This is a genomic window from Streptomyces sp. NPDC040432, from assembly GCF_055595445.1.
On sequence record NZ_JBVIVP010000003.1, the window covers coordinates 540758 to 563854 of the forward strand.

19 protein-coding genes are annotated in these 23097 nt (G+C 71.4%); 8 read left to right on the plus strand and 11 right to left on the minus strand.

Annotated features, from left to right (window positions below; all coding sequences use genetic code 11):
• Positions 1-29: 29 nt before the first annotated feature.
• Entirely contained in the window at positions 30-1040 is a 1011-nt protein-coding gene (locus ACZ58N_RS09545) for a metal ABC transporter substrate-binding protein (RefSeq protein WP_471157342.1), read from the minus strand.
• A gap of 155 nt (positions 1041-1195) precedes the next feature.
• Here ACZ58N_RS09545 and ACZ58N_RS09550 point away from each other — a divergent pair, with 155 nt between their 5' ends.
• Entirely contained in the window at positions 1196-2578 is a 1383-nt protein-coding gene (locus ACZ58N_RS09550; protein WP_319194172.1) for a glycine--tRNA ligase, read from the plus strand.
• Positions 2579-2670: 92 nt separating this feature from the next.
• Here ACZ58N_RS09550 and ACZ58N_RS09555 read toward each other — a convergent pair whose 3' ends face one another.
• From ACZ58N_RS09555 to ACZ58N_RS09570, 4 genes are all read right to left on the minus strand, one after another.
• Positions 2671-3417, minus strand: coding sequence for a VC0807 family protein (locus tag ACZ58N_RS09555; RefSeq protein ID WP_471157344.1), 747 nt, complete (start codon positions 3415-3417; stop codon positions 2671-2673).
• Between the two features lie 323 nt (positions 3418-3740).
• Complete coding sequence (locus tag ACZ58N_RS09560) at positions 3741-4334, minus strand: TetR/AcrR family transcriptional regulator (RefSeq protein WP_471157345.1); 594 nt, start codon at positions 4332-4334, stop codon at positions 3741-3743.
• Between the two features lie 21 nt (positions 4335-4355).
• Complete coding sequence (locus tag ACZ58N_RS09565; RefSeq protein WP_471157346.1) at positions 4356-5396, minus strand: aldo/keto reductase; 1041 nt, start codon at positions 5394-5396, stop codon at positions 4356-4358.
• Between the two features lie 106 nt (positions 5397-5502).
• The gene (locus tag ACZ58N_RS09570) at positions 5503-6954 is read right to left on the minus strand and encodes an MFS transporter (RefSeq protein WP_471157348.1); all 1452 of its coding nucleotides are present in this window, start codon (positions 6952-6954) and stop codon (positions 5503-5505) included.
• 34 nt (positions 6955-6988) lie between these two features.
• Here ACZ58N_RS09570 and dusB point away from each other — a divergent pair, with 34 nt between their 5' ends.
• The 3 genes from dusB (at position 6989) to ACZ58N_RS09585 (ending at position 12645) form a co-directional block, all read left to right on the plus strand.
• The gene (gene dusB / locus ACZ58N_RS09575) at positions 6989-8149 is read left to right on the plus strand and encodes a tRNA dihydrouridine synthase DusB (protein WP_471157349.1); all 1161 of its coding nucleotides are present in this window, start codon (positions 6989-6991) and stop codon (positions 8147-8149) included.
• Positions 8150-8515: 366 nt separating this feature from the next.
• The gene (gene ppdK, locus ACZ58N_RS09580) at positions 8516-11224 is read left to right on the plus strand and encodes a pyruvate, phosphate dikinase (RefSeq protein WP_471157351.1); all 2709 of its coding nucleotides are present in this window, start codon (positions 8516-8518) and stop codon (positions 11222-11224) included.
• A gap of 401 nt (positions 11225-11625) precedes the next feature.
• On the plus strand, positions 11626-12645 hold the full coding sequence (locus ACZ58N_RS09585) for an ArsR/SmtB family transcription factor (RefSeq protein ID WP_471157352.1): 1020 nt from the start codon (positions 11626-11628) through the stop codon (positions 12643-12645).
• A 96-nt stretch (positions 12646-12741) separates the two neighbouring features.
• Here ACZ58N_RS09585 and ACZ58N_RS09590 read toward each other — a convergent pair whose 3' ends face one another.
• A complete protein-coding gene (locus tag ACZ58N_RS09590) occupies positions 12742-13902 on the minus strand; it encodes an alkaline phosphatase PhoX (protein WP_471157355.1) in 1161 nt (386 codons plus the stop codon).
• A gap of 408 nt (positions 13903-14310) precedes the next feature.
• Between ACZ58N_RS09590 and ACZ58N_RS09595 the strand changes: the two genes are divergently transcribed.
• Entirely contained in the window at positions 14311-14718 is a 408-nt protein-coding gene (locus tag ACZ58N_RS09595; protein WP_471157356.1) for a VOC family protein, read from the plus strand.
• Positions 14719-14755: 37 nt separating this feature from the next.
• Here ACZ58N_RS09595 and nirD read toward each other — a convergent pair whose 3' ends face one another.
• From nirD to ACZ58N_RS09610, 3 genes are read right to left on the minus strand one after another with little or no spacing between them, the layout of a single operon-like run.
• Entirely contained in the window at positions 14756-15088 is a 333-nt protein-coding gene (gene nirD / locus ACZ58N_RS09600; protein WP_471157358.1) for a nitrite reductase small subunit NirD, read from the minus strand.
• Positions 15085-17610, minus strand: a complete 2526-nt coding sequence (nirB, locus tag ACZ58N_RS09605) for a nitrite reductase large subunit NirB (RefSeq protein ID WP_471157360.1) — start codon at positions 17608-17610, stop codon at positions 15085-15087. The genes nirD and nirB overlap by 4 nt, the downstream gene beginning before the upstream one ends.
• Position 17611: 1 nt before the next feature.
• Positions 17612-18886 carry an NAD(P)/FAD-dependent oxidoreductase gene (locus ACZ58N_RS09610; protein ID WP_471157362.1) on the minus strand — a complete coding sequence of 425 codons (1275 nt, stop codon included), beginning with the start codon at positions 18884-18886 and terminating at the stop codon, positions 17612-17614.
• 203 nt (positions 18887-19089) lie between these two features.
• On the opposite strand from ACZ58N_RS09610, the gene ACZ58N_RS09615 reads away from it, so the two are divergent.
• The 3 genes from ACZ58N_RS09615 to ACZ58N_RS09625 all read left to right on the plus strand — a co-directional run bounded on the left by ACZ58N_RS09615 (position 19090) and on the right by ACZ58N_RS09625 (position 21597).
• Complete coding sequence (locus ACZ58N_RS09615) at positions 19090-20385, plus strand: ferredoxin reductase family protein (RefSeq protein ID WP_471157363.1); 1296 nt, start codon at positions 19090-19092, stop codon at positions 20383-20385.
• Between the two features lie 117 nt (positions 20386-20502).
• Complete coding sequence (locus ACZ58N_RS09620) at positions 20503-20784, plus strand: hypothetical protein (RefSeq protein WP_471157365.1); 282 nt, start codon at positions 20503-20505, stop codon at positions 20782-20784.
• Between the two features lie 36 nt (positions 20785-20820).
• On the plus strand, positions 20821-21597 hold the full coding sequence (locus ACZ58N_RS09625) for a sulfite exporter TauE/SafE family protein (protein ID WP_471157367.1): 777 nt from the start codon (positions 20821-20823) through the stop codon (positions 21595-21597).
• Positions 21598-21609: 12 nt separating this feature from the next.
• Here ACZ58N_RS09625 and ACZ58N_RS09630 read toward each other — a convergent pair whose 3' ends face one another.
• Both ACZ58N_RS09630 and ACZ58N_RS09635 read right to left on the minus strand, forming a co-directional pair.
• Positions 21610-22236 (minus strand): class F sortase, encoded by a 627-nt coding sequence (locus ACZ58N_RS09630; RefSeq protein ID WP_471157369.1) that lies wholly within the window; start codon positions 22234-22236, stop codon positions 21610-21612.
• Between the two features lie 129 nt (positions 22237-22365).
• Positions 22366-22908, minus strand: a complete 543-nt coding sequence (locus ACZ58N_RS09635; protein WP_385572311.1) for a hypothetical protein — start codon at positions 22906-22908, stop codon at positions 22366-22368.
• Positions 22909-23097: the final 189 nt, after the last annotated feature.

The window sequence follows — 23097 nt, forward strand, 5'->3', positions numbered from 1 at the left end:
GGCTCGCACCTCCGTGACTGCTGGTGTCATTACTTGGCTCCGAGTGCCTTCTGGAGGTTCTTCAGGTTGGACCGCATGACCTCGAAGTAGTCCTTGCCCTGGGACTTGTCGGTGACGCCCTCCAGCGGGTCCAGGACGTCCGTGGTCAGGCCCGTGTCCTTGGCGAGGGTCTTGGCGGTCTTGTCGCTGGCCAGCGCCTCGAAGAACACCGTGGTGACGTTGTCCTTCTTGGCCAGGGCCTGCAGGTCCTTCATGCGGGCCGGGCTGGGCTCGGCCTCGGGGTCGACGCCGGAGATGCCTTCCTGGTCGAGCCCGTAGCGCTCGGCGAGGTAACCGAAGGCGGAGTGCGTGGTGATGAACGTCCTGGTGGCCGTGTTCCTCAGGCCGTCCTCGAACTCGGTGTCCAGGGCCTGCAGTTTGCCGACCAGTTCGGAGGTGTTCTTCCGGTAGTCCGCGGCGTGGCCGGGGTCGGCCTTCTCCAGGGCGGCACCGAAACCGGTGGCTATCTCCGCGTACTTGGTGGGGTCGAGCCAGACGTGCGGGTCCTCGCCGGCCTCGCCGTGGTCGTGGCCGTCGCCCTCGGAGTGGCCGCCGGCGTGCTCGTCGCCGTCGGTGTGCCGGTGGCCCTCCTCGCCGTGGCCCGCCTCGGCGTGGGACTCCAGCTTGGTGAGGGCGGTCGCGTCGACGGCGTGCTCCAGGCCGGAGTGGGCGACGGCCTGGCCGACCGCCTTGTCGACGGCGGGCTGGAGGGTGCGGAGGTAGAGCACCACGTCGGCCTCGGCCAGCTGCGCGGTCTGCTTCGGTGTGATCTCCAGGTCGTGCGGTTCGACGCCCGGCTTCGTGAGGGTCTCGACCTTCACGTGCTCCCCGCCGACCTCCTCGGCTATGAACTGCATGGGGTAGAACGACGCCAGCACACTGACCTTGCCGTCCTTGTTCCCGGCCGCGTCGGTGGCTCCGGAGCACGCGGTGAGGGCCGTGGCCGCGAGGGCGACGGCACCGGCGAGGGCGGCGCTGGGTATGAGGCGTCGTACGTTCATGACATCCATTTTCATCAAAGATGGAAACGATTGTCAAAAACCCAGGTGGGGGGCCCGGGCGGTATGCGTAGAAGGGCATCCCGATTTGAAGAGGGGGGTGTGGGCGCCGGTAACCTGAAGCCTTCGCCGTTCGTCCTCGTAATGAAGAGAGCACCGTGGCCGCCGACAAGATCGAAACCATCGTCAGCCTGAGCAAGCGCCGTGGCTTCGTTTTCCCGTGCAGTGAGATCTACGGCGGCTCCAGGGCTGCCTGGGACTACGGCCCGCTCGGTGTCGAGCTCAAGGAGAACATCAAGCGCCAGTGGTGGAAGGCCATGGTCACCGGACGTGAGGACATCGTCGGTATCGACTCCTCCGTGATCCTGGCCCCCGAGGTCTGGGTGGCCTCCGGCCACGTCGGCACCTTCTCGGACCCGCTGACCGAGTGCACCTCCTGTCACAAGCGTCACCGCGCGGACCACCTTGAAGAGGCGTACGAGGCCAAGCACGGCCGTGTGCCCGCCAATGGTCTTGCCGACATCAACTGCCCCAACTGCGGCGTGAAGGGCCAGTTCACCGAGCCCAAGCAGTTCTCCGGCATGCTGGAGACCCACCTCGGCCCGACCCAGGACACCGGCTCGAAGGCGTACCTGCGGCCCGAGACCGCCCAGGGCATCTTCACCAACTTCGCCCAGGTGCAGACCACTTCGCGCAAGAAGCCCCCCTTCGGCATCGCGCAGATGGGCAAGTCCTTCCGCAACGAGATCACGCCGGGCAACTTCATCTTCCGCACGCGCGAGTTCGAGCAGATGGAGATGGAGTTCTTCGTCAAGCCGGGCGAGGACGAGCAGTGGCAGGAGTACTGGATGCAGGAGCGGTGGAACTGGTACCGCGACCTCGGCATCCGCGAGGAGAACATCCGCTGGTACGACCACCCGAAGGAGAAGCTCTCCCACTACTCGAAGCGCACCGCCGACATCGAGTACCGCTTCAACTTCGGTGGCAACGAGTTCTCCGAGCTCGAAGGCGTCGCCAACCGCACCGACTTCGACCTCAAGGCGCACTCGGCCGCCTCGGGCCAGGACCTCGTCTACTTCGACCAGGAGACGAAGGAGAAGTACACCCCGTACGTCATCGAGCCGGCGGCCGGTGTCAACCGCGCCATGCTCGCCTTCATGCTCGACGCGTTCAACGAGGACGAGGCCCCGAACGCCAAGGGCGTCATGGAGAAGCGCACCGTGATGCGCTTCGACCCGCGCCTGGCCCCGATCAAGGTCGCCGTGCTCCCGCTGTCCCGCAACGCCCAGCTGTCGCCGAAGGCCAAGGGCCTCGCGGCCGACCTGCGCAAGTTCTGGAACATCGAGTTCGACGACGCGGGCGCCATCGGCCGCCGCTACCGTCGCCAGGACGAGATCGGTACGCCGTTCTGCGTCACCGTCGACTTCGACACCCTCGACGACAACGCCGTGACCGTGCGCGAGCGCGACACGATGAAGCAGGAGCGCGTCTCCCTGGACCAGATCCAGAGCTACCTGGGCAGCCGTCTGCTCGGCTGCTAGTGGCACCCCGGGTCCTCTTCGAAGAGGCCTGAAACGACCGGTGGCCCGGTGCGCGATCCGCGCACCGGGCCACCGGTCGTCCTCCACCCGCCCTACGCGGGCGCGCCGCCGGTCCCGGCCCCGGCCGGCTCGTCCAGGCCCTCGCGCGCGGCCCTGGCCTTCTCCTCGGCCTCGCGGCGCTCGCCCTCGGCCTGGGAGCGCTTGCCGTAGAGGGCCGTCCAGACGCCGAGGGCGGCCAGGACGGCGTAGACCATGATCGGACTGACGACCACCATGGTCCCGGTGCTCAGGCTGTACGACAGGACGACGCGCACCAGCGCCTCGATCACGTAGGCCACGCCCCAGACCAGGGTCATGCGGCGCATCGTGGTGCGGAAACCCTCGTACTGCCACAGGCCGTTCCACCAGGCGGTGCTCTCGGCGGTGCCGTCGGTGGCGAACTTGCGGCCGAAGTAGAACATCAGCGGGCGCTTGGCGAGCAGGGTGGCCAGGCAGAGCACGCCGAACAGCCCCGTCACGACGGAGTCCTTGACCAGCAGGGTCCGGGCCGAGTGGTCCCCTACGAGCCCCACCACGGCGGTGATGACCAGGAACACCATGGTGACCACGGCGAACTCGTCGACCTTGCGGCGCCAGGCCACGTGGATCACGGTGTCGAGGACGGGCCACACCCCGCTCAGCAGCAGGGCCGGGAACTCCTCCCAACCCCGGCTGCCGGTCAGGATGTTGTAGGTGATGATCGGCGCGACCACGTTGAGCCCGATGGTCAGGAGCCAACCGAGTGCGGTGGCGACGCCCGAACGGGCGGGTGCGGCGGGTCGAGCGACCTGCGTGGACATGTTTCCCCCTGATGTGCCTTCTGCGTGCGGTACAGGGGACCGTAGGCAGCGGGATGGCATGGACAAGCCATCGCGTGCCCAAAATGATCGTCAAGACACGCGGAGCGGCGAGTTCCGGACATCGGGGCGACCGGTCCCGCGGTGCACCGTGGGCGGGAGCACGTGGGACCGCAGGGCGGGTGCGCGGAGCGCGGGGGGAGCGCGCTCGAACGAGGCCGAGCCGGAACCCGGGCGCGTCGGGGCCCGGGTGCACGGACATTCAGGCGTACGGCAGTTCAGGCGTACGGCACTTCAGGCGGGCGGGAGCTCAAGCGCGCCGGGGCTCAGGGGCGCAGGCCCCGGATCACGAGGGCGGTGACCGCCTCGAACTCCGTGAGGATCGACGGCGAGAGCCAGTCCGCCGCGTACTGGGGGTCGTGGAACCGTCCTGTGGCGTGGAAGACCGCGCGGGCGGCGGCCCGGACGTCGGGCGCGGACAGGCTTCCGTCCTCGACGCCCTCGGCGATGATCGCGGCCAGCTGGTCGATCAGCTCGGTGAGGTGGGCGTCGACCGTGCCGCTGTTCTCGGCGAGCAGCACCGTGTAGGTGGCGAACAGCTCGGGGTCGTCACCGGCCTTGTGGCGCTTGGCCTCGAAGAGCGCCTCCAGCCACGCCTCAAGCTTGGAGGGGGCCGGCTCGGCCGGAGCCGAGGCGATCTTCTCCAGCATGACGACGCTCTTGGCGAGCCACCGGTCGGTGACCGCCTCGCGCAGCGCCGCCTTGGAGGGGAAGTGTCGGTACACGCTGCCGTGGCTGACTCCCAGGGCGCGCGCCACGTCCACCACGGTCGCCTTGGTGGGGCCGAAGCGGCGCAGCACCTCCTCGGTGGTTTCGAGGATGCGCTCGGGGGTCAGTGGCTCGGCGGCAGCGGGAGGCATGGGTACGACCGTACAGCCGCTTCAGTGCTCGCTGTCGAGGTGGGCCATCTGCGCCGCCGGGTATCGGTCTCCCGCCGCCGCGCCGGCCGGTACGGCCTCCTCGACGGCCGCCAGGTCGGCCGCGGTCAGCTCCACCCGCATGGCACCGAGTGCCTCGGTGAGCCGGTCCCGGCGCCGGGCGCCGACCAGCGGCACGATGTCCTCGCCGCGGGCGAGCACCCAGGCGATGGCTATCTGGGCGACGCTCACGCCCTTCTCCTCGGCGACCTTGCGCAGGGCCTCGACCAGGTCGAGGTTGCGGAGCAGGTTGTCGCCCTGGAAGCGGGGGCTCATGCCCCGGAAGTCGCCCGGGGCCAGTTCCCGCTCGCGCGAGAAGTGCCCGCTGATCAGCCCTCGGGACAGCACCCCGTATGCCGTGACGCCGATGCCGAGCTCGCGGGCCGTGGGCAGGATCTGCGACTCGATGTTCCGGGAAACCAGGGAGTACTCGATCTGGAGGTCCGATATCGGGGCGACGGCGGCGGCCCGACGCAAGGTGTCCGCGCCAACCTCGGAGAGGCCGATGTGTCGCACGTGCCCGGCCCGCACGGCCTCGGCGATGGCCCCGACGGTCTCCTCGATCGGCACGTCCGGGTCCACGCGGGCGATCCGGTAGACGTCGATGTGGTCCCGGCCGAGCCGCTGCAGCGAGTAGGCCAGGAAGTTGCGGATGGCGTCCGGCCTGCCGTCGTACCCGGCGAAGCCGCCCTCGACCGTCCGCAGGGCCCCGAACTTCACGCTCGTCAGGGCCTTCTCCCGGGCCGCCGCGGGAGCGGTGCGCAGGGCCTCGTTGATGAGCAGTTCGTTGTGGCCCATCCCGTAGAAATCGCCGGTGTCGAGGAGGGCGTGCGTGCCGTCGGGGACGGCTTCGAGGAAGGCGTGGAGGGTGGCGATGGACTCGCTCCGGTCGGCCTCGCCGTACAGGGCGGACATGCCCATGCAGCCCAGGCCGAGCGGGAAGACGGAGGGGCCGTTCGCGCCGAGCGTGCGACGGGCCTTCGGGGTGTTCAGGTTCGTGGTCATGAAAAAAGAATGGCATGACGAGTGACAGATTTCAATATCTGTCACTCGTCAGTGCGACGAGGTGCCCCGCCCCGCCGGGGGAGGGGTGGTGCGCACGAGGTCGCTACTACCGCGGCGCTCCGACCGGGGCGGAGCCCTGACCGGGTGGGTCGGGCTCCAGCTCCGCGGCGGTGCGCAGGGCGGTCTCGCGGGCCCAGCGGCCGTTGGTGGCGGCGCCGACCAGCAGGACGAGCAGCCCGCAGACGGTGATGATCCAGTAGGCGGGGCGGGCGGCCGCCGTGAACTCCCCGCCGCCCGCCGTCCCGGCGGCCAGTACGGCGCCGATCACGGCGACCCCCAGCGTCCCGCCGGTCTGCCGGCTGGTCGCGGCCACGGCGGCCGCGACTCCCGCCTGGGAGCGCGGCATCCCGGACACCGCCGTATTGGTGATCGGGGCGTTCACCATGCCGAAGCCCAGGCCGAAGAGCATGAACCCGGCGAACATCAGCGGCGTGGAGGTCTCCGCCGAGAAGGCCGCGAACAGGAGCCCGCTGGACCCCATCGCCCCGCCCGCGATCAGCAGCGGCAGCCGGGGCCCCCGGCTCCCGGTCAGCCGTCCCGACAGGGGCGCGAAGATCAGCGTCAACCCCGCCATCGGCACCAGGTACAACCCGGCGTGCAGGGCGCTGAGCCCCCGTACGTCCTGGAGGTACAGGGTGTTCAGGAAGAGGAACCCGGACAGCGCGGCGAAGGCGCTGACGGCGCACACGGTCGCCCCGCTGAACGGGGCGCTGCGGAAGAACCGCAGGTCGATCAGGGGTTCCTCGCGCCGGGGCTCGTACAGCAGCAGCCCCACCAGCGAGGCGACGGCCACGACGGCGCACCCCAGGATCAGGGGGGAGCGCAGGCCGGCGGCCGGCGCCTCGATGATCCCGTACGTCAGCGAACCCAGCAGGCCCATGATCAGCAGCTGCCCGACCGGGTCCGGCCGGCGCGCGTGCGCGGCCCGGGAGTCGGGGACGTGCCGCAGGGTCAGCCAGAGGGCCGCGAGCCCGATCGGCAGGTTCACCCAGAAGATGGACCGCCACCCCACCGAGTCCACCAGCACGCCGCCGATCACGGGACCCGCCGCCATGGAGAGACCGGCGACGGCCCCCCAGATGCCGATGGCGCGGGCCCGCTCGGTCGGATCGGTGAAGGTGTTGGTGATGATCGAGATCGCTACGGGGTTGAGCATCGCCGCGCCGACGGCCTGGACCATGCGGAAGGCGATGAGCCAGCCCAGCCCGGGTGCGAGGGAGCACAGCAGGGAGCCCAGGGTGAAGAGGATCAGACCGGTGACGAACACCTTGCGGCGGCCGATCCGGTCGGCGGTGGAGCCCGCGAGCATCAGCAGCGAGGCCATGACGAGGGTGTAGGCGTCGATGGTCCACTGCATGCCCGAGACGGAGGCGTCCAGATCCCGGCGCATCGAGGGCAGCGCCACATTGAGGACGGTGTTGTCGAGGCTGACGATGAGCAGGCTGATGCAGCAGATCGCCAGGACGAGCGTGCGTTGCCGGTGACTCGGCTCGATCATGGGGCCGATCGTACGTCCGCACCCGCGACCCGGCATGCGGGACAATGGGCGGATGACCACGCTTCCCCAGCCCCTCGCGATCGGCCCGCACACCGTGCAGCCCCCGGTGGTGCTCGCGCCCATGGCCGGCATCACCAACGCCCCCTTCCGTACGCTCTGCCGCGAGTTCTCCGGCGGCAAGGGGCTGTTCGTGAGCGAAATGATCACGACCCGCGCCCTGGTCGAGCGCAACGACAAGACCATGCAGATGATCCACTTCGACGCGACCGAGAAGCCCCGCTCGATCCAGCTGTACGGGGTGGACCCGGCGACCGTCGGCAAGGCCGTCCGGATGATCGTCGACGAGGACCGGGCCGATCACATCGACCTCAACTTCGGCTGCCCCGTCCCGAAGGTCACCCGCAAGGGTGGCGGCTCGGCGCTCCCCTACAAGCGGAACCTGCTGCGCGCCATTCTCCGCGAGGCCGTCGCGGGCGCCGGGGACCTGCCGGTCACCATGAAGATGCGCAAGGGCATCAACGACGAGCACCTCACCTACCTCGACGCGGGCCGGATCGCCGTCGAGGAGGGCGTCACCGCCATAGCCCTGCACGGCCGCACCACGGCCCAGCACTACGGCGGCACCGCCGACTGGGACGCCATCGCGCGCCTCAAGGAGCACGTGCCGGAGATCCCGGTCCTCGGCAACGGCGACATCTGGTGCGCCGAGGACGCGCTGCGCATGGTCCGGGAGACCGGCTGCGACGGAGTCGTGGTCGGGCGCGGCTGTCTGGGCCGGCCGTGGCTGTTCAACGACCTGGTGGCGGCCTTCGAGGGGCGCCCCGAGGACTTCCACAAGCCGACCCTGCGCGAGGTCGCGGTCACCATGCACCGGCACGCCCAGCTGCTGGGGGAGTGGATCGGTGACGAGGCGCGCGGGGTGATCGACTTCCGTAAGCACGTCGCCTGGTACCTGAAGGGCTTCGCCGTCGGATCCGAGATGCGCCAGAAGCTGGCGGTCACCTCCTCCCTGGCGGAACTGGACGCTCATTTGAGCGAGCTCGATCTGGATCAGTCCTGGCCGGAGAGTGCGGACGGCCCGCGCGGTCGGACGTCCGGAAACAACCGAGTTGTCCTGCCTGAGGGCTGGCTGAACGATCCGTACGACTGCGCAGGTGTGAGCGAGGACGCGGAGCTGGACACTTCCGGAGGCTGACAAATCGCCCTCCGTGTCGCGTGATATACGCCACGCATGGGAGAGGTTTCGCTCAGATGAGCAGGAAGGTCACGGGTAAGACTTTCAAAGGGTGGCACTGGGTGCCACCCTTTGTGCGTTCAAGACTTGAACGCAAATGTATCGATGATCGCTCATCCGAGCGTGATCAGGCCTCTGCGAGCCCCTTCGCCTTCGGGAGGTGAACGCTCTTCGTACCTTCCGATTACCCGCGAGTTACTTTCGATCTGCTGGCGCACGGGTGGTTACAGCCGTATGACGACCAAGTGGACGTACCCATAAGCCTTCGATCTGGGTATGTTCCTGGCCGTCAGGGCAGCCACCCGAGTCCTCGAGGAGTCGAGACCCGTGTCGGAAAACAAAGATCAGAAGTTCGTCTACGACTTCACCGAGGGAAACCGGGACCTCAAGGACCTTCTCGGCGGCAAGGGAGCCAACCTCGCCGAGATGACCAACCTGGGTCTCCCCGTCCCTCCCGGCTTCACCATCACCACCGAGGCCTGCAAGGTCTACCTCGAAAGCGGCGAGGCTCCGGCCGAGCTGCGCGACGAGGTCAGCGCACACCTTGCCGCCCTTGAGGCGCGGATGGGCAAGAAGCTCGGTCAGTCGGACGACCCGCTGCTGGTCTCCGTGCGTTCCGGCGCCAAGTTCTCGATGCCCGGCATGATGGACACGGTCCTCAACATCGGCCTCTCCGACGAGTCCGTGACCGGCCTCGCCTCCCAGTCCGGTGACGAGCGCTTCGCGTGGGACTCCTACCGCCGCCTCATCCAGATGTTCGGCAAGACCGTCCTCGGCGTCGAGGGCGAGCTCTTCGAGGACGCCCTCGACGAGGCCAAGGCCGCCAAGAAGGTCACCGTCGACACCGACCTCGACGCCGCGGACCTGAAGAAGCTGGTCAAGCACTTCAAGAAGATCGTCGCGAAGGAGGCCGGCCGCGAGTTCCCGCAGGACGCCCGCGTGCAGATGGACCTCGCCGTCGAGGCCGTCTTCAACTCGTGGAACACCGACCGCGCCAAGCTCTACCGCCGCCAGGAGCGCATCCCGAGCGACCTGGGCACCGCCGTCAACATCTGTTCCATGGTCTTCGGCAACCTCGGCCCCGACTCGGGCACCGGCGTCGCCTTCACCCGTGACCCGGCCAGCGGTCACGCGGGCGTCTACGGCGACTACCTCCAGAACGCCCAGGGCGAGGACGTCGTCGCGGGCATCCGCAACACCGTGCCGCTCGCGGACCTGGAGGGCATCGACAAGACCTCCTACGACCAGCTCATGACGATCATGACGACGCTGGAGACCCACTACAAGGACCTCTGCGACATCGAGTTCACCATCGAGCGCGGTCAGCTGTGGATGCTCCAGACCCGGGTCGGCAAGCGCACCGCCGGCGCCGCCTTCCGCATCGCCACGCAGCTCGTCGACCAGGGCCTGATCGACGAGGCCGAGGCCCTCCAGCGCGTCAACGGTCACCAGCTCGCGCAGCTGATGTTCCCGCGCTTCGACGACACCGCCAGGAGCACCCTGCTGGGCCGCGGCATCGCCGCCTCCCCGGGCGCGGCGGTCGGCAAGGCCGTCTTCGACTCGTACACGGCCGTCAAGTGGTCCCGCTCCGGCGAGAAGGTCATCCTGATCCGCCGCGAGACCAACCCGGACGACCTCGACGGCATGATCGCCTCCGAGGGCATCCTGACCTCCCGCGGCGGCAAGACCTCGCACGCCGCCGTCGTCGCCCGCGGCATGGGCAAGACCTGCGTCTGCGGCGCCGAGGAACTCGACGTCGACACCAAGCGTCGCCGCATGACGGTCGGCGAGACCGTCATCGAAGAGGGCGACGTCGTCTCCATCGACGGCTCCACCGGCAAGGTCTACCTCGGTGAGGTACCCGTCGTACCCTCCCCGGTCGTCGAGTACTTCGAGGGCCGCATGCACGCCGGCGCCGACGACGCCGACGAGCTCGTCGCCGCCGTGCACCGGATCATGGCGTACGCGGACCGCGTCCGCCGGCTCCGGGTGCGCGCCAACGCCGACAACGCCGAGGACGCGCTGCGCGCCCGCCGTTTCGGGGCCCAGGGCATCGGCCTGTGCCGCACCGAGCACATGTTCCTCGGCGAGCGCCGTGAACTGGTGGAGCGACTGATCCTCGCCGACACCGACGGCGAGCGCGAAGAGGCACTCAGTGCCCTGCTGCCGCTGCAGAAGAAGGACTTCGTCGAGCTGTTCGAGGCGATGGACGGCCTGCCCGTCACCGTCCGCCTCCTGGACCCGCCGCTGCACGAGTTCCTGCCCGACATCACCGAGCTGTCGGTCCGCGTCGCCCTCGCCGAGTCCCGCAAGGACGCCAACGAGAACGACCTGCGCCTGCTCCAGGCCGTCCACAAGCTGCACGAGCAGAACCCGATGCTGGGTCTGCGCGGTGTCCGCCTCGGCCTGGTCATCCCGGGTCTGTTCAAGATGCAGGTCCGGGCGATCGCCGAGGCCGCGGCCGAGCGCAAGAACGCCAAGGGCGACCCGCGCGCCGAGATCATGGTTCCGCTCGTCGGCACCGTCCAGGAGCTGGAGATCGTCCGCGACGAGGCCGACCAGGTCATCGCCGAGGTCGAGGCGGCCACCGGCACCAGCCTCAAGCTGAGCGTCGGCACCATGATCGAGCTGCCGCGCGCCGCGCTGACCGCCGGCCAGATCGCCGAGGCCGCGCAGTTCTTCTCCTTCGGCACGAACGACCTGACCCAGACGGTGTGGGGCTTCTCCCGCGACGACGTCGAGGCCAGCTTCTTCACCGCCTACCTGGAGAAGGGCATCTTCGGGGTCTCGCCCTTCGAGACCATCGACAAGGACGGCGTGGGCGCCCTCGTGCGCAGCGCCGTCGTGGCCGGCCGGGCCACCCGTCCGGACCTCAAGCTGGGTGTCTGCGGCGAGCACGGCGGCGACCCCGAGTCGGTGCACTTCTTCCACGAGGTCGGCCTCGACTACGTCTCCTGCTCGCCCTTCCGGATCCCGGTGGCGCGCCTGGAGGCGGGCCGCGCGGCCGCCGAGTCGAAGGGCTCCGACAGCCGCTGACCGCCGGACGTCACCGGCCCCCTGACCGCGCCCGCCCCGGGTTCCCTGACTGCCCGGGGCGGGCGTCCACGTCTTTTCGAAGGTCCCGTTCCGCAAAGTATTCAACAAAGTTTTACGGCGTCAGGCGGTGGACGGATCCCCACCCGTCCACCGCCTGACGCCTATCCGCCAGGCACGTCGGCGCTTCCCTGTGCGACCGACCGCCAGGCCCCGCAAAGCCCCCCACGGCCTTCACGGAGCGTTTCGGTCGCACCGGAGTGTGCCTGGCGGACTACAGGATTTCGCTTGTCACGCCCCTGCCGAAAGGGGTTTCAACTGTGGCCGAAAGGGCGTGGTGACCACGTGTGACGGCATGCATACTCATGGGGCGGGGGGATTGCGGTTGCACAGCTGGGGGTTCGGTGCTTCGTATCCATTTCACTGGAGTGGACCTGGCACGCGTAAGGATGGCAGGGCGTCCCGATGCGTTGTGGGAAACGATTCTTAGTTTTCACCGCTTAAGAGACCGGCGCGACGCCCGGCTGTTCGGCGAATGGCGTACGGAAACCCGGAGCCGGTTGAATAGTGAAACAAGGCTGCTCGGTGCCTTGATACCGGCGCGCGGCTATTTCCCGGATTTCCTCACCCCGACCGAGGGGCAGTACGGCTGGGACGTCGCCCTCGACGCGCTGCGCGGGCTCCGCCCCGAACGGCTGCGGCGCGAGCTGTCCCTCGTCGGCGCGGGCGCCGGCTTCGGCGCGGCCTTCGGGACACCGCCGCCGAACCGGCTGCGGGAGTTCATGGACGGCGGCACCAAGCACCTGCCCCGGCTGCTGAGCGAACTGCGCGGGTACCACCGGGCGGCCGTGGAGCCGTACTGGACCCACATACAGGCCCAGATAGAGGCCGAGCGGGCCGCGCGCGGCCGGGCCCTGCTCGACGGCGGAGCGGACGAACTGCTCGCCTCGCTGCCGCCGATGCTGCGCTGGCGGGCGCCCGTCCTGGAATGCGAGTACCCCGTGGACCGGGACGTACGGCTGAGGGGGCGCGGACTGCTGCTCCAGCCGTCCTTCTTCTGCCGGCGCACCGCGGTGACCCTGCACGACCCGGAGCTGCCGCCGGTCCTGGTCTACCCGGCCGCCGCGCAGCTGGCCTCCGCGTCCGCCGGGGGCGAGTCGAGCCGGCCCGAGGAACTGCGGCAGCGGACCCTGGGCAAGCTGGTCGGGCACACCCGCTCGGTGGTGCTGCGGGCCATCGGGGACGGGGCCACCACCAGCGAGCTCGCCCGCCGGGCCGGGGTGTCCCTGGCCTCGGCGAGCCAGCACGCCTGCGTGATGCGCGAAGCGGGCCTGGTCACCACGCTGCGCCACGGCAACGCCGTCCTGCACACGGTCACCCCGCTCGGCGCGGCCCTGCTCAAGGGCGGGGCCGTGGTCTCGTGACGGGGCTCGCGCGGAGAGCCCCCGTACGCACTCCCGCGCGGCCCGGGGTCGGCGGGCCGCGCGGGGGACGTCGGGGGCGGCGGGGGCCGCGGGGCGTCAGGTGCGGAAGGGGCCGGTCACCTCGTAGGTGATGCCGTTGGAGGAGCTGCCCGTGGTGCCGCGCTGGCTGCTGAAGTACAGGCGGTTCCCGGCCGGGGAGAACGCCGGGCCGGTGATCTCCGAGGAGGACTGGCCGGTGATCCGCAGGAACGGGGCCACCACGTCGTCCGGGGTGATCACGCAGATCTCCATGTTGCCGCCGTCCTCGGCGACGTACAGGTCCCCGTACGAGGAGCCCGTCACGTTGTCGACACCGGTCAGCGGGGCCGCGCCGCCGGGTACCAGGGAGTCGTCGTAGGCCAGCTCGTAGGTGCTGTTGGCGAGGTTCAGCTGCCAGACGCGGTTGTCGCCCTTGGTGGTGAACCAGACGGTGTCGTTGGCGTAGTGGCAGCCCTCGCCGCCGTTGAACTTCTTCGAGCCCGAGACCTGGCTGCGGGTGACCGTCGGCGAACCGTCCGGGTCGGGCACGTTGGCCCAGGTGAAGGAGCCCGAGGTGGCCGTGCCGGCCTTGAGGACCTGGAGGGTGCCGGAGGACAGGTTGCCCCAGGTGGTGGGGATGAAGCGGTAGAAGCAGCCGCTCGTCTCGTCCTCCGTCAGGTAGATCACCTTGCGCACCGGGTCGGCCGCCGCCGCCTCGTGCTTGAAGCGGCCCATGGCCGGGCGCTGAACCGACGCGTTGATCCCGTACGGGTCCGCCTCGTAGACGAAGCCGCGGTCGACCTCCTCGCACGACAGCCAGGTGTTCCACGGGGTCTTGCCGCCCGCACAGTTCTGTCGGGTGTTGGAGAGGATCCGGTAGGCGCCGGTGACGGTGCCGGACGAGTTGAACCGGACCGCGCTCGCCCCGCCGGAGGGGTTGATCTCCGAGTTGGACACGTAGATCCAGCCGGAGCCGTCGGCGTAGCAGGCGCCGCCGTCCGGGGCACTGTGCCAGGTGTACGAGGTGCCGGCGACGGTCTGGCCGGAGCGGGCGACGACCCGGCTGCTGAAACCCGCGGGCAGCATGATGCCGTTCGCGTCGGCCGCGCCGAGGGCCCCGTAGGGGCCGGCGCCGGGCTGTGCGGGTGCCGCGTAGGCGGCCCCCCGCATCAACGTGCCCCCGAAGGCGGCGGCGGACGAGCCGATGACAGCACCGCGCAGGAAGGTACGACGTTCCACGGTCACTCCTGTGGGAGGAAGGCCCCGCGTCCGGTCGGGCGCGAGGTCGCATGCGTCGAGGAACCTAGAGGCGTCGAATTGACGTGACGTCAATTCCTCATGACGCACGAGCGACCGGCTCGGGGTCAATCCTTCGGCGGCGACTTCCGTACACGCGCACGTTCCCCGCAGGTCGTTTCGGGCCGGCGCCCGGGCGCCGGCGCCGCGTCCTTTCGCGCGCGGCACCCCGTGAGCCGGACCTCCGCCGAACGTGGCCCCGGTCCGCCCTGCTGACCTGCGTCTTCGTCCGAGTGGGCGGGATCCTGGAAAAAAGTTCGCCGGACGCCGATGAGTTTCGCCGGCGGCTCCCGTCTACCCCTCGAACAGCACGGACGGCGCTGCGCCGCACATGAGAGAAGAGGGACCGAGATGTCCGCCACCATGATCTTCGTCAACCTGCCGGTCAAGGACCTGGACGCCGCCAAGGCCTTCTGGAGCAAGCTCGGCTACTCCTTCAACGCCCAGTTCTCCGACGAGAACTGCACCTCCGTGGTGATCAGCGACACCATCGTCGCCATGCTGCTGACCGAGGCCCGCTACAAGGACTTCACGCACAAGGAGATCGCCGACGCCACCCGCACCTCGGAGGTGCTGCTGTGTCTGAGCGCCGAGAGCCGCGCGGCGGTCGACGAGCTCGTCGACGCGGCCGTGGCGGCCGGGGGCACCGAGCCCCGGCCCGCCCAGGACCACGGCTTCATGTACGGGCGGGCCTTCGACGACCTCGACGGCCACACCTGGGAGATCATGTGGATGGACCCGGCCGCCCTCCAGGGCTGAGCCCGGCCCGGGCCGACCCCGGGCCGGTGCACGGGGCTCACGAGGTCGCGGCGGTCCGCACCGGGTAGGTCCGGACCGTCACCGCCTCGTCGTCCAGGCAGTGCCCCGACTCCAGGTCGAAGCGCTGCTTGAGCAGCGGCGAGGCGACGAAGGGCCGCCCCCCGGCGCAGCCGACGAGCCCGCGCGACAGGACGTGCGCGCCGGTGAACGGGTCCTGGTTGCCGATGGCGTACGGGCGCCCCGACCGGTCCACGAACACCGCGGCCTGGCTCCCGTCGGGGAGCAGCGCGGCCACCCCGCGCCCGGGAACGAGCGCGGACAATTCGCACACGGTGAGCCAGCCTTCGGCCACCCGCAGTTCGACGGTCATCGGACGGTTCCTCCTATGGTCAGGACGGCCAGGTCGGGCTTGACCTGGCCGCGTTCGGCGACGAACCTCACGGTCGGGTCCGGGGCCCCGGGCGCGTTGACGAAGGACACGAACCGGCGCAGCCGCTCCGGGTCCTGAAGGGTCTCGGCCCACTCGTCCCGGTAGTGCGCCACGTGCTCGGCCATCAGCGACTCCAGTTCGGCGCACAGGCCGAGCGAGTCGTGCACGACCACGTCCCGCAGGTGGGACAGCCCGCCCTCCAGCCGGTCCAACCAGGTGGAGGTCCGCTCCAGCCGGTCGGCGGTGCGGATGTAGAACATCAGGAACCGGTCGATCAACCGGACCAGTTCGGCGTCCGACAGGTCCTGGGCGAGCAGGTCGGCGTGGCGCGGGGTGGCCCCGCCGTTGCCGCCGACCCAGAGGTTCCAGCCGCTCGCCGTCGCGATGACCCCGAAGTCCTTGCTCTGGGCCTCCGCGCACTCGCGGGCGCAGCCCGACACCGCCGACTTCAGCTTGTGCGGGGCGCGCAGGCCGCGGTAGCGCAGCTCCAGGTCGATGGCCATCCGCACGCTGTCCTGGACCCCGTAGCGGCACCAGGTCTGCCCGACGCAGGACTTCACCGTACGCAGTGCCTTCCCGTACGCGTGCCCGGACTCGAACCCGGCGTCGACGAGACGGGCCCAGATCCGCGGGAGCTGGTCGACGCTCGCGCCGAACAGGTCGATGCGCTGCCCGCCGGTGATCTTCGTGTAGAGGCCGAAGTCCCGGGCCACCTCGCCGATCACGATGAGCCTGTCCGGGGTGATCTCCCCGCCGGGGATGCGCGGGACGACCGAGTACGAGCCGTTGCGCTGGAGGTTGGCGAGGAAGTGGTCGTTGGTGTCCTGGAGGGCGGCCTGCTCCCCGTCGAGCACGTAGCCGCTGGCCCCGAGCACGGGGGCGAGCGAGGCGATGATCGACCCGACGGTGGGCTTGCAGACCTCGCAGCCGTCGCCGCCGCGGGCCTCCGGCCGGCCGTGGCCGTCGAGGATCTCCTCGTACGAGACGAGCCGGCGGGTCCGCACGATCTCGTAGAGCTCGGCCCGGGTGTACGGGAAGCAGCCGCACAGGCCCTGCTCGGTGGCGGCGGGCAGCAGCTGCCCGATGACCTTGACGCAGCTGCCGCAGCCGGTGCCGGCCTTGGTGCACTTCTTGACCTCGGGCAGGGTCGCGCAGGCGGTGATCGCCTTCTTGGTGACGTTGTGGCAGGAGCAGATCACGGCGCTGTCGGGGAGCGCCGACGGGCCCAGCCCGTCGGCGGGGGCGAGGCCCGCGGGCAGCACCAGCTGCTCGGGGGCGACGGGCGGGACGCTGCCGGTGAGCGGGCGCAGCAGGCCGTACGCGTCGGCGTCGCCGACCAGGACCCCACCGAGCAGGACCCCGTCGGGGGAGACCACCAGCTTCTTGTAGACGCCGGAGCGGGAGTCGGACCAGACGACGTCGAGGCTGCCGGGGGTGGTGCCGTGGGCGTCGCCGAAGGAGGCCACGTCCACACCGAGCAGCTTGAGCTTCGTGGAGAGGTCGGCGCCGGTGAACTCCTTCTCGCGCCCCAGGAGGTCCTCGGCGGCCGTCTCCGCCATCTCGTACCCGGGGGCGACGAGGCCGTAGACGCGGCCGTCGCTCGCCAACGCGCACTCGCCGATGGCGTAGACGCGCGGGTCGGAGGTGCGGCAGCGGGAGTCGACCGCGATGCCGCCGCGTTCGCCGACGTCGAGGAGGGCGTCACGGGCGAGCTGGTCGCGCGGGCGGACGCCGGCGGAGAAGACGACCAGGTCGGTGTCGACGGTCGAGCCGTCGGAGAGCCGCATCCCGCTGACGGAGCCGTCCTCCCCGGTGAGCACCTCCTGGGTGCCGACCCCGGTGTGCACGGTCAGCCCCATGGACTCGATGGTGCGCAGCAGCGCGGCGCCGCCGCCCTCGTCGACCTGGACGGGCATCAGGCGGGGCGCGAACTCGACGACGCGGGTGACGAGCCCCAGCCCCTTCAGGGCGCCGGCCGCCTCCAGACCGAGCAGGCCGCCGCCGACGACCGCGCCGGTGTTGCGGGTCTTCGCGTACTCCTCGATCGCGAGGAGGTCCTCGATGGTGCGGTAGACGAAGCAGCCGGGGGCGTCCTTGCCGGGGACGGGCGGCACGAACGGGAAGCTGCCGGTGGCCAGGACGAGCACGTCGTACGGGAACACCCGACCGGAGCGGGAGGTCACCGTGCGGGCGTCCCGGTCGATGCGCTCGGCCGGGTCGTCGAGGTGCAGGTCGATGCCGTTGTCCCGAAGGAAACCGGCCGGGGCCAGCGACAGGTCCTCGGGAGTGGAACCGGAGAAGTACGAGGTCAGGTGCACGCGGTCGTACGCGGGCCGGGGCTCCTCGCACAGCACGGTGATGCGGTGCGTGGCGGTGGCGCCGCGCTCGGCGAGCGCCTCCAGGTAGCGCTGGCCGACCATGCCGTGCCCGATGAGCACGATCGCGGGCAGGGACTCGGTCATGTCAGTGGCCTCCGTCGTCGGTGAGCAGGTGGAACAGGTCGTGCAGCGACTCGTCGTCCTCCCAGGTGCGGGCCAGGGCCCCCACGGTGGAGAGCTCGCCGAGCAGGACCCCGCCGACGAGCCGGTCGCCGCGGACGACGACCTTCCGGTAGGTCCGGCGGGTGGCGTCGGCGAGGCGGACCACGTCGTCGCCGGGCCGCGGGGTCGGCTCGCCGAAGGCGGCCAGGTCGAAGTGGCCGTCCCCCCGGTCGGTCCGGCCGAGGGTGAGGCGGGTGAGGGCACGGGTCCCGGCGTACGGGGCGGACGCGGGAGCCGCCCCGGGGCCGCCCGTCAGCAGGGCGGCGAGGGTCTCGGCCTGCTCCAGCGCGGGTCCGGCCAGGCCGTACACCCGGCCCGCGTGCTCCGCGCAGTCGCCGATGGCGTGGATGCGGGGGTCGCTCGTGCGGAGCCGGTCGTCGACCACGACGCCCTTGCGGACGTCGAGCCCGGCCGCCCGGGCCAGACCCGTACGGGGGCGAACGCCGCAGGCCAGGACGACCAGGTCGGCGTCGAGCCGGTAGCCGTCGGCGAGCTCGACCCCGGCGACCCGCCGCCGCTCCGGCCCGGCCGGGGCGGGCCCCGGGCCGGTGGCCGTGGTCAGGCCGCGGACCCGGCACTCCGTGTGGATCTCCACGCCGAGCGCCGTCAGGTGCGTGTGCAGCAGCGCCGAGGCGTCCGTGTCCAACTGGCGCTCCATCAGGCGTTCCGCCTGCTGCGCGAGGACCACCTGGGCACCCCGCGCAGCCAGCGCACGGGCGGCGGACACCCCCAGCAGCCCGCCGCCGATCACCACCGCCCGCGCCCCGGGCCGCACCGCCGCGTTCAGGGCCAGGCAGTCGTCCATGGTGCGGAACGCGTGCACCCCGTCGGGGAGTTCCCGGCCGTCGGGCGGGAACAGCCCGCGCAGCGGCGGCAGCACCGGGTTCGACCCGGTGGCCAGGACCAGTACGTCGTACTCCGGCGCCGTGCCGTCGTCGCAGTGCACCCGCCGGTCCGCCCGGTCGACGCGGACCGCCCGGACGCCCCGGCGCAGCACCGGGCCGGGCGCGGGCAGGGCCGTCACCTCGGGCGGGTACCGGCCGGCGAGGACCTCGGCGAGCAGGACCCGGTTGTACGGCGCGTGCGTCTCCTCCCCGAGGACGGTCACCGCCGGGCCCCGCTCCGTGCCGAGCCGCTGTGCGAGTCGCAGGCCCGCCAGCCCTCCGCCGATCACCACCACACGCTGTTCCGAGGTCATGGCACGAGCGTGCGCGCCCGCTGTTTCCCCTCGGCATCGCCCCTGTTACCCGGACGGAACGCCGACCTCAGCGCCCGGACCGCAGGCCGGTGAGGACTCCCTCAAGGGCCCGGATTAAGGGTCGGTGAGGCGCCCCTCAAGGCCGCCTTAAGGATCACCCCGGGCGTCCGGACGGGCTCCGGGGGCCGCCTAGCGTGAGCGGTATGCGAGATGCGGCGGTGCGGGTCAAGAGCGGGATGCTGGGCGGGGCGGGTCTGGTGACCCTGCTCTGGGCGGTCCAGGTGCGCCCCTCGGCCCGGCTCGACGCCCTCTTCGCGACCGCCGCGCACCTGACCGGCCTCCTCGCCGGGTACGGGGTGCTCGTCATGCTGTTCCTCATGGCCCGGGTACCGGCCGTCGAGCACGGCGTCGGCGCCGACCGGCTCGCCCGCTGGCATGCGTTCGGTGGCCGTCACGTGCTCCTGCTCTGCTTCGGGCACGGCCTGTTCGCCCTGCTCGGGTACGCCGTGCACGAGGGCGTCGACGTGCTCTCCGCCGCCCGGGGGCTGCTCGGCTATCCCGCGCTCGCCGCCGCCGCGGCCGGGACCGTCCTGCTGGCCGCCGTCGGTGTGACCTCGGCCCGCGCGGTACGCCGCAGGATCCCCCACGAAACCTGGCGCGGCGTCCACCTCCTCGTCCACCTCGCCGCCGCCCTGGGCTTCGTCCACCAGCTCGCCGGGCCCGACCTGGCGGTCGTCGGCTGGTTCTGGGCCCTCGCCCACGCCGTCGTCGCCGTGCTGCTGGTCTGGTACCGGGTCGTGGTCCCCGTACGGCAGGCCCTGCGGCACGCGCTGCGGGTCGCCGAGGTGCGGGTGGAGGGGCCCGGGGTGGTCTCCGTCGTCATGTACGGGCAGCACCTCGCCGAACTGCGGGCCGAGCCGGGACAGTTCCTGCGCTGGCGCTTCCTCCAACGGCGGCTCTGGTACACCGCCCTGCCGTTCTCCCTCTCCGCGCCCGTCGACGGGGGCCGGCTGCGGATCACCGTCAAGGCGCTCGGCGGCCACTCCCGCCGGATCCGCCGCCTGCGCCCGGGCACGCGGGTCCTGGCCACCGGGCCGTTCGGGGCGCTCACCGCCGCCCGGCGGACCAGGCCCAAGGTGCTGCTGATCGCCGGTGGGGTCGGGATCACCCCGATGCGGGCCCTGTTCGAGACCCTGCCCGGCGGGCCGGGGGACATCACCCTGCTCTACCGGGCGGGCGCCGAGGAACACCTCGTGCTGCGGACCGAGCTGGAGGTCATAGCCGCCGGACGCGGCGCCGGGCTGCACTACCTGCTCGGGCCGTCGGGGGCCGCGTACGACCCGCTCGCCCCGCAGGCGCTGACCGCGCTGGTGCCGGACCTCGTGGAGCACGACGTGTACCTGTGCGGGCCGCCCGGGATGACGGAGGCGACCCTGGCCGCCCTGCTGCGGGCCGGGGTGCCCGCGGACCGCGTGCACAGCGAGTGCTTCAGCTTCTGAACCCGGCCCCGCCCGTTTCCCCGGCCCCGCCCCGGGGTCGTCTGCCGGCGCTTCCCCCGCTTCTGCCGTTCGCCACGTTCCCGCTTCCGTACGTCCCGCCGAGAGGTCACCGCTTTCATGCGTCACCCCCTGCACGTCGCCCTGCCGTCGTCCGCGACCGCCGCCGCGGCTCCCGCCGCGGGCCGGCACCGCAAGCCGAGCCGGGAGTCCCTGCTGCGGGTCGGGCTGGGCGCGGCGGCCCGCGTACCGGCCCCGCGACGGCTGGCGGCCGGCCTGGGGCTGGCCGGGGCGCTGATCGCGACCGCGTTGACAGCCGTGGTGGACCCGGCCGCTCCGGTGGCTCCGGACCGGGTGCCGGCCCGGCAAAGCTCAACCTTTGCGCAAGATTCCGGCGATTGATGGCCGCTGCACCGATCCGCTCCATAGGGTCGTCAGGTGCCTGACATATCGACGACGATGATCATCGTGCTGTGCGTGGCCGCCGCGGCGGCCGGCTGGATCGACGCGGTGGTGGGCGGCGGTGGACTGCTCCTCCTGCCGGCCCTGCTGCTCGGCCTGCCCAACGCCCACCCCGCGACCGTGCTCGGGACGAACAAGGCGGTGGCCATCGTCGGCACCGCCGGCGCGGCCGTCACGTACGCCCGCAAGGCCCCGGTGGACGTGAGGATCGCGGTCCGGATCGGGCTGGCCGCGCTCGCCGGGTCGATGGGAGGGGCGGCTCTCGCGGGCGGCATCAGCAAGGACGCCCTCCGGCCGCTGATCATGGTCGTCCTCGTGGTGGTCGCCGCGGTGGTGATCTTCAAGCCGGGGTTCGGCGCCGTACCCTCCGCCTCGCCCGTCTCCCGGGGCCGGGTCCTGCTGACCATCGCCCTCGCGGGCCTCGGCATCGGCTTCTACGACGGCCTCATCGGACCGGGCACCGGCACCTTCCTGGTGCTCGCGCTCACGGCCCTGCTCCACCTCGACCTGGTCACCGCCTCCGCCACCGCCAAGATCGTCAACACCTGCACGAACGCCGGAGCGCTCGCGATGTTCGCCCACCAGGGCATGGTGCTCTGGCAACTGGCCGCCCTCATGGCGGTCTTCAACCTGGCCGGCGGCATGATCGGGGCCCGCATGGCCCTCAGGAAGGGCAGCGGCTTCGTCCGCGGCGTGCTGCTGACGGTCGTGGGCGCGCTCGTCGTCAAGCTCGGCTTCGAGCAGTGGGGATAGCCGGCCGGCGGGTCAGTACGTCCCCGTGAGGTGGGCGAAGACGACGACGTTGCCCTGGTAGCCGGTCCGGGGCGAGAAACCGCCCCCACAGGTGATCACCCGCAGCTCCGCGCGCGGGGACGGCCCGTACACGCGCTTGTCGGGGAACGCGTCGGCGTCGTGGACCTCCACGGCGTGGACGGTGAAGACGGCCGTGCGTCCGTCCTCACGGACGACCTCGATCGCCGCTCCCCGCCGCACCGCGCCCAGGTGGTAGAAGACGGCCGGGCCGCGCGCGTGGTCCACGTGACCCGCGACGACGGCGGTTCCGGTGGCCCCCGGGGTGGTCCCCTCGCGGTACCAGCCCGCGAGGTCGCCGCGGGTCGGCGGAGGTACTTCGAGGCTGCCGGCACGGTCCAGACCCAGACCGGTCATCGGCGCGTCCACCCGGATCGAGGGAATCCGGATCCTGGTGGGCGGAGAGCCGGGCAGCGGATCGATGCTCCCCGGGTACGCCGCCTGCGCGCTCAGCGCCTCACCGGGGGAGGGCAGCGGGGGCCCGACGGTCTCGCCCGAGCCGCTGCTCACGAGCCAGACGCCGACGCAGGCGGCGAGGGCGACGAGCCCTCCGCGCCCGGAGGTCCGCCCGGAGGTCCACATGGCTGCCCCCTCGTCTCGCCGTTCCTGTGACTGGCCGTCGCCCGGCCCCGCGAACGGGGGGGACCTCGCGGGGGCGGGCGACGGGGACGGTACCGGTCGGACCGCGGCCGGAGCCGCGGTGGGCGTCCGTCAGCTCCGCGTGCCGCTCGCCCGGCGACGCAGGAGCCAGGTACCGCCGACGGCGGCGGCGGCCAGTACGGCCACCCCCGCCGCGATCTTGGCGGGGTCGGACGTGGTGGTCGTCCCACCACCCACCCCGGTGCGGACGTGGCCCTGCGGGCCGCGTTCGGTGATGGCCAGGTCACCGGTCGCGAACTTGCCGTTCGCGCAGGTCACCCCGATGCCGTAGGTGCCGGACCGGGTGCCGTGGGCGACCTGGAACTGACCCACGACGACCTCCTTGTGGGTGCCCGGGGCGAGCTTGAACCGCCCGCCGCCGACCGTGCTCGCGTCGCCCTCGGCGTGACTGCCCTTGCCGCAGGCCGTGGTGTTCACGGTGACGGTCGCGCCCGCCGGGGCGGACTTCGGCCAGACCTCCAGCACGGCGAAGTCCCCGGGGGCGAAGGCGGTCATGCCGAGGTCCGCGGCGGCGACCGCTCCGGCGACCGGACCGACGAAGGCGACGGCGGTCAGCGCGGTGGCGGTGAGCACGTGGGCGGTGCTGCGGCGCATGGGAACTCCTGAGGACACGGGGTCGTGTCCTGAGGTAAACCCGCGTCCTCGCCGCGCGCCTGCTGAACCCCCGTCAGATCGCCGCCGCACTGCCCGTCGGACCGGCATCCGTGCACGTCAGGGGCCTGATGGGGCATCCGTGTCCCCCCACCCCGTCCGGGTGAACGCGCCCCATGGAGCCGGTCGGAC